At 63.8% G+C, this 6,398-nt stretch carries 8 protein-coding genes and 2 tRNA genes; 7 read left to right on the forward strand and 3 right to left on the reverse strand.

Going from position 1 to position 6,398, the window contains the following annotated elements; all coding sequences use genetic code 11:
* Positions 1-2 precede the first annotated feature (2 nt).
* Positions 3-89 (reverse strand) — tRNA-Leu (locus ABJK26_RS05895).
* A 98-nt stretch (positions 90-187) separates the two neighbouring features.
* Between ABJK26_RS05895 and ABJK26_RS05900 the strand changes: the two genes are divergently transcribed.
* Positions 188-262: transfer RNA gene (locus ABJK26_RS05900), tRNA-Thr, on the forward strand.
* Between the two features lie 347 nt (positions 263-609).
* Here ABJK26_RS05900 and ABJK26_RS05905 read toward each other — a convergent pair.
* Positions 610-1,734, reverse strand: coding sequence for a tyrosine-type recombinase/integrase (locus ABJK26_RS05905; RefSeq protein WP_347241350.1), 1,125 nt, complete (start codon positions 1,732-1,734; stop codon positions 610-612).
* Between the two features lie 65 nt (positions 1,735-1,799).
* On the reverse strand, positions 1,800-2,204 hold the full coding sequence (locus tag ABJK26_RS05910; protein ID WP_347241351.1) for a CopG family transcriptional regulator: 405 nt from the start codon (positions 2,202-2,204) through the stop codon (positions 1,800-1,802).
* Positions 2,205-2,274: 70 nt separating this feature from the next.
* On the opposite strand from ABJK26_RS05910, the gene ABJK26_RS05915 reads away from it, so the two are divergent.
* The 6 genes from ABJK26_RS05915 (at position 2,275) to ABJK26_RS05940 (ending at position 6,390) form a co-directional block, all read left to right on the forward strand.
* Positions 2,275-2,622 carry a helix-turn-helix domain-containing protein gene (locus tag ABJK26_RS05915; protein WP_347241352.1) on the forward strand — a complete coding sequence of 116 codons (348 nt, stop codon included), beginning with the start codon at positions 2,275-2,277 and terminating at the stop codon, positions 2,620-2,622.
* A gap of 41 nt (positions 2,623-2,663) precedes the next feature.
* Positions 2,664-2,957: a hypothetical protein gene (locus ABJK26_RS05920; RefSeq protein ID WP_347241353.1), complete on the forward strand. Its 294-nt coding sequence runs from the start codon at positions 2,664-2,666 to the stop codon at positions 2,955-2,957.
* A complete protein-coding gene (locus ABJK26_RS05925) occupies positions 2,954-3,304 on the forward strand; it encodes a hypothetical protein (protein ID WP_347241354.1) in 351 nt (116 codons plus the stop codon). The genes ABJK26_RS05920 and ABJK26_RS05925 overlap by 4 nt, the downstream gene beginning before the upstream one ends.
* Positions 3,305-3,480: 176 nt before the next feature.
* Positions 3,481-4,260 carry a toprim domain-containing protein gene (locus ABJK26_RS05930; RefSeq protein WP_347241355.1) on the forward strand — a complete coding sequence of 260 codons (780 nt, stop codon included), beginning with the start codon at positions 3,481-3,483 and terminating at the stop codon, positions 4,258-4,260.
* Positions 4,261-4,272: 12 nt separating this feature from the next.
* Positions 4,273-5,724: a YfjI family protein gene (locus tag ABJK26_RS05935; protein ID WP_347241356.1), complete on the forward strand. Its 1,452-nt coding sequence runs from the start codon at positions 4,273-4,275 to the stop codon at positions 5,722-5,724.
* A 303-nt stretch (positions 5,725-6,027) separates the two neighbouring features.
* Positions 6,028-6,390 carry a hypothetical protein gene (locus ABJK26_RS05940; RefSeq protein WP_347241357.1) on the forward strand — a complete coding sequence of 121 codons (363 nt, stop codon included), beginning with the start codon at positions 6,028-6,030 and terminating at the stop codon, positions 6,388-6,390.
* The last annotated feature ends 8 nt before the right edge of the window (positions 6,391-6,398 follow it).

Below are 6,398 nucleotides of genomic sequence, written 5' to 3' on the forward strand. Positions count from 1 at the left end.
TTTGGTGCCGGGAGCGGGACTTGAACCCGCACGCCCTTGCGGGCACCACCCCCTCAAGATGGCGTGTCTACCAGTTCCACCATCCCGGCAGGCCGCGCCCTAGGCGCAAGCTTTAGTTTAGCAGAAGCCCTCGCCTTGTCAAGGCGATTGCCAAACAGGGGTCTCTGCCCTAAACTCGGGAAGGCGGGCCGGTGTAGCTCAGCGGTAGAGCAACCGCCTCGTAAGCGGTAGGCCGCCGGTTCGAATCCGGCCACCGGCTCCAGCTCCAGGACGCAAAAAGCCCCGCCTCGGAAGAGAGGCGGGGGATTGCTTTTGACAGCTAAACGGCAGCTTGAGCCTCAACCCCCTCTTGCCTACCAGGGCCCGGGCCGCCCCTGGGGGTTGGCCTCTCCCTTGCCTGGTTGGGGGTCTACGAAAAAGGGGAAGTGGGGGGTCAAAAAAATCATCGCATTTCTGCCACTTTCTCATGTTTGTTTGTGTGTGGGACGGTATTTCTAAGTGTCGGGTTCTTACCCGACACTTACCCGACACTTGCGTCCTAGACGGCTTTTCTGGTGTCGGGTACTACCCGACAGAACCCGACACCTTTTGGATTGGAATAAGACCACCTTAGGCTTGAGGGCGGCTGGGCTCCTCCCCAATCATTTCCGCGAGGGTGAGGACATGGCCCCTCCTCTCCTCCTCGAGCACATGGCGATAAACCCGGAGGGTGATTTCGTAGGAGGCGTGGCCTAGGCGTTCGCTCACCACTTCCAAGGGGACTCCCCGGGCCAAGAGGAGGCTTCCGTAGGTGTGCCTAAGGTCATGCACCCGCACGGGGGGAATGCCCGCCTTCTCGCAAAGCCGCCTCAGGGCGTGGTTGGGGTAATCGGGATGCACGGGATCCTCCCCGTCCTCCCCGGGGAAGACCCATTCCTCCCTCGCGGCCTCCTCCCCCACGGCCAAGACCCGGGCCTCGTAGTGGGCCCTCAAGGAGTGGAGAAGGTCAAGGGGGATGGGCACCGCACGCCTGGAGCGGGGTGTCTTGGGGCTGGACAAGAGCCCCCCGGCTCCAAGCTTTACCCAGGCCCGGCTCACATGGATTTCCCCGCGCTCAAAGTCCACATCCTTCCACTTGAGGCCCAGGGCCTCTCCCTTTCTCAAGCCCGTGGAGAGGAGGAGGCGGAAGAAGAGCTCAAGGGGGTGGCCCTTGGCGGCCTCGAGGAGGGCCCTCACTTCGGAGGGCTCGAGGGTCCTGCCCGCCTTCCTGGGGGCCTCCTCCTTGGAGCTCACCCTGGGGGGCCTGAGGGAGGCCAGGGGGTTTCGGGCCAGGAGCTCAAGCCTTACCGCCTCCTCAAAGAGGGCCTTGAGGAGGATAAACACCTTCCTGAGGGTCCTCTCCACATAGCCCTCCTGGGCCAGGGTGTGCAGAGTGCCCTGGATGTGCAGGGGCTTGACTTCCTGGAGGCGCATGCTTCCCAGGCCGGGCCCTTCTCCCCTCAGCTCAGGAATGGCTAGGCCCAGCTCCTGGCGGTAAAGCTGGAGGGTCTTGGGCCTGAGCTCCGGCTCCTTGAGCTTTAGCCACTTCTCGGCCCAATCCGCCACGGTCAAGGGGTGGGGGGGAATGTAGGTGCCCTTGGTGAGCTCAGCGAGGACAGATATGACCTTTTCGGCCACTTCCTTGCGGGTACGACCGTAGAGGTAGAGCCTTTTGGGCTTGCCGTCTTCTTGGTAGCCCAGGTGGATTTGCCCCACCCAGCGCCCATCCTTGCGCCTGTAGATTGAGCCCTCATTACGCCCGCGGCGTTTGCGGCCCATCCTCACTCCCTCCTGGGAGGCCCCTCGTCAATGTTCTTCCTGAGCCATTCTTCGTAAGTGAGCCCTTCGGCCTCGGCCTTGGCCTTGTTGATGAGGTATTGCCGCCAGGACTCTACAAGCTTGCTGGTGCCGATGAAAACGAGTGTGGACATGCGATAAAAGTCGTCCCAAGACTGAGGCTTGATTTCTCCTTCGTTGGCCTTCTCCAGAAACTTTTCTGGGTCTTGCCTAATCCATTCCTGCCAAGGAAGTCCAGTCAAGTAGAGGCTTACTGCGGTTCGGATTAGCTCCGAAGTATTCATGCCCCTCCTTTCAGCCTCTTCCTTGATGAGAGCCTGTATCTCTGGGTCCATGTAGATGTGCATATAGGGCGTTCTGGGCAGTTTCCTCTTCCGGTTCCGGTCCATAGCAGGACATTACCACAGGCACTTATGAACTGCGGCCTGAACAGAAATATGGCGTAGCTAGATTGACAGAATGGACAGAATCATGTATACTAGAGGGGACGAGGAGATGAAAGGAGGGGCGCGGATGATAAAGCATGGGCCTTTGCAAGAGGCGGTAGCTATAGGGCATTTGCTCACCGTGGAAGAGGTTGCTGGCTATCTGGGTATTCCCAAAAGCCAGGTTTACCGTCTTTGCCGGGCAAGGGTCTGGCCCAGGCTGGCGTGTATCCGCCTCGGGAAGCGCATCTACATCCCCCGCAAGGCCGTGGAGCGGTGGCTTGAGGCGGTTGCTGAGGAGGACGGCCAAAACGCCCAGGGAGAGGCCTGGGCGCTTGGTACGGGGAAAAAGCGTTTGGGTCAGGGTGGCGGTGAAAGGTGAGAGGTGAGGCCATGGTACGGGAGAAAGAGCCTTTGGGTCAAGTGGCGGTTGAGGAGCCCGCTTTGGGGCAAGAGGGAGAGGACCAGGCCAAGGGGGTCTACGCCGTTCAGGTTTCCCTAGAGGGGGCTAGCCTCCCCCAGCTCCTGGCCTTCGTGGAGCTCCTTAGGGCCAAGGTGCGGGAGCTTGGGGGCTACGCCCTGAACGCCTCCTTTTCCCTTGACGCGGAACTGGAGTTTGGCCGCCCCGAGGCCCCTGAGCTCATGAAGGCCTGGGGCAAGGAGCTTGCCGACCCCCTGGGGGCGGACCTCGGGGTGAGCGTGAGGAGGAGGCCATGACTGTCCCGGTGGAAGAGGAGGCCTTCTTCCCCCCCATGGATTACCGCTTTAGCCCGGCCTTCTGGGAGGAGGTGAGGCGGGCCATCCTCCGGCTTGAGGCCCAGGGGAAGCGGGTTATGCCCTTCTTCCATGTGGAGGACCCTGAGGACCCCGAGGGGGTCAAGCGGGATGTGGACCTCAATGACCTCATCCGCCTCGCCCACGGTGGGGGTGGGGGCAGGCTTCCTCCCAAGGTGGCGGTAGGGGCCTTGGGGGAGGAGCCCCCTCCCCTCGAGGTCCTTCTCTTGGCCCTCCCCGCGCTCCTCGTTGTCCTCTTGGCAGGCCATTTTCTGGGGGCGAAACCGTGAGGCATGAAGTGCTTGACCACATCCTTTTCGCCACCCGGGCCCGGCCCTCGGGCCCGGGGCGTTGGCAAGGGCTTTGCCCGGCTCATGAGGACCGTACTCCCTCCCTCTCCATCCGCCTCACCCCCGAGGGTACGATCCTCCTCCATTGCTTTGCCGGGTGCCCTACGGAAAGCGTTTTGGCGGCCTTGGGCCTGGAGTGGAAGGCCCTCTTTCCCGAGGGAAGGGAGTGGAGGCCCTACGCTCCTTGGGCCTTTACCCCGGTCTACCGGGCAAAGCCAAAGCCGGATGGGGCCCTGAGGGGAAGGCTTGAGCGCCTTTGGGCCCAGGCCATTCCTTTGGACCGGAGGGGGGCAGAGGTGGGGAGGAGGTACCTCGAGGCCCGGGGCCTGAGCCTCGAGGCCGTCCTCCCCGGCCTCCAGAACCTGAGGCTTCACCCTGGCCTGGAGTACCGGGAGGAGGGGAAGGTCCTGGGAGTCCTCCCTGCCCTCCTGGCCCGGGTGGAGCACCCCCAGCACGGCCTGGTGGCCCTTCACCGCACCTATCTGGCCCCCGATGGAAGGGGGAAGGCCGCCGTGCCCAGCCCCAAGAAGCTCACCCGCCCGGTCTTTGAGGGGGCCACCGTAGGGGCGGCCATTCGGCTTTACCCCCTCGAGGGGGAGGCCCTGGCCCTCAGCGAGGGGATAGAAACCGCCCTGGCCGTACGGGAGGCCTCGGGCTACCCGGCTTGGGCCACGGTGAGCGCCGGGGGGCTTGAGCGGGTGCTGGTGCCCGAGGGGGTGAAGGGGGTCCTTATCGCCGCTGACCACGACCGGGCCGGGGTGGAAGCGGCCTATGCCCTGGGGAAGCGCCTCCTCCTCCAGGGCCTCAAGGTGAGCGTGGTTTATCCCCACCAGGAGGGCAAGGACTGGCTTGATGTGCTCAAGGGCGCTAAGGAAGAGGCCCTTAGCGCCCGGTAAAGGGGTAGCGGCATGGACAAGAAGAGTCTAACCGATGAGCTCAACCGCCTCCGTTCCCCGGAGAACCTTTCGCCCGATGACCTCCCTGAGCCCACCCCTCTGGAAGAACTGACCGGAGAGGAGCTTCCCCCCTTCCCCGGAGGGGTCCTTCCCGAGGCCCTAGAGGGCTTTCTCAAGCCCTTTAGTGAGCGCCTGGCCGTTCCCTACGATGTGCCCGCCATGACCGCCTTGGGCCTGGCCTCGGGCCTCTTGGCGGGGAGGTACAAGGTGAGGCCGGACCCCCTCAATCCCCCCTGGGAGGAGGGGACCAACCTTTGGGTTGCCGTCATAGCCCCCACCGGGACCAAAAAGAGCGCCGTCCTCAACACCCTGGCCCGGCCCCTCTACGAGCTTGAGCAGGCCTTTCACGAGGACTTTGAGGCAAAACGCCGCGTATGGGAGCTTGAGCGGGAAGCGTGGAAGGCCAAGAAGCCCGAGGAGCGGGGCCCCGAGCCCGAGGAGCCTAAGCCCTGGAGGGTGGTGGTGGAGGATGCCACCAAAGAAGCCCTGGTGCGGGTCCTTCAGGTGAACCGGGGTCTGGTGGCCGTGTTTGACGAGCTCAAGGGCCTCTTCGCTTCCTGGCAAAGGGTGGACCGGGCCGCCGACCGGGCCTTCTGGCTAAAGGCTTACTCTGGTGGCTACCACAGGGAGGACCGCATGAGCAGGGAAACCTCCCCCCTGAGGGAGCCCGCCCTGGCCGTGGTGGGCTTTGTTCAGCCCGGGCCATTCCGCCAAATCGTGCTCAAGGCCCTGGAGGAAGGGGAGGAGGCCGATGGGCTTCTCCAGCGCTTCATCCTGGTCCAGGGGGGCCTCACGGCCTGGCCGGAGAAGCGCCCCGAGGTGGGAAGCCAGGCTTATCACGCCTACCAGGCCTTCATGAAGGGGCTTTGGCGCGAGCCCCAAGCCCCTCCCGTGGTCCTGACCTTTGACCCCGAGGCGCAAAAGCTTTGGTACGAGTGGGAGGACGAGGTAGAGCGGGAGCTTCGCAACGAGGACCTTCCCGAGGCTTGGAGGGGCTACCTGGGCAAGCGCCTCGGGCTCACCGCCCGGCTGGCGGGGGTCCTGAGCGTGCTTTGGAAGGAGGGGGGCCTCATCTCCGAGGACAGCCTCTTGCGGGCCATCTCCCTGGTGGAGTGGGCGGAAGCCCACGCCAAGCGCGTGTGGAGGAGGGCCCGGGTGGGGGATGTGTCTAAGCTGGTGCGGGTGGCCGCAAAGCTTTTGGAAAGGGCTAGGCGGGGAACTCTTCCCAAGGAGCTCAATCCGAGGTGGGTGGTTAGGCAAGGCTTTGCTGGGGTAGAAACCCCAAAGGACGCCTACAAGATGCTCCGGGCCCTGGAGAGGGAGGGGTGGCTTTTGCCCGTGTATCACCCCCGGACCCCAACCTGGACCCTCAACCCCCGGTTGCTCACTCAAGCTCAGGCCTGAGGGCCCTCTACGCCGGGGCCGTCCCCAAGGGGCGGCTTTTTGCTTTGACCGGTCAGGGGTCTAGGGAAAGGGGAAAGTGGGGGTCAGAATCGCCGCGTAAGGAAGTGTCGGGTGAGGTGTCGGGTTAGCCCGACACTCGGGTTTGCGTCCTGGAGGGCAAAAGTGGCCCAAGTGTCGGGTTTGTCGGGTAAGTGTCGGGTGGGTTTTAGGTGGCTTTTGTGCCGTTCTAGACGGCAAAAACTCAAAGAAGTGTCGGGTAAAGTGGCATGTCGCCTCTGTATATTCCCCCCTAAGGGGGTAGGCATGGACCGGCAAAAGGTGGTGGGCGTGGTCCTCCTCGGGCTCATAGGGCTCTATTTCGCCCTTCAGGGAAGGGAGAAGCCCCCTTCTCCCTCGCGCCCTGTCCCGGCCCCAGAGGAGAAGAGGGTGGAGGAGGGAGGGAAGTGCCTGGCCCGGGTATGGACCGCCACCCTGGGCTACCAAGAGGTGCGCTTGCAAGTGGAGGGCCAGGCCTGGGCCATACGCCTTTCTTGGCCCGGGGGAGGCCTCCAAGTGGAAACCCCCAAGGTGTGCTCTGGGGGGGAGTGCAAGGTACCCATTCCCCCCGGGGTGAGGCCCGTGGAGGTACAGGTAGACGCTTGCCCCTCCCTCCGCCTCGGGGAGTGAGGCCGCTT

The organism is Thermus sp. (assembly GCF_039793865.1).
GTDB lineage: Bacteria > Deinococcota > Deinococci > Deinococcales > Thermaceae > Thermus.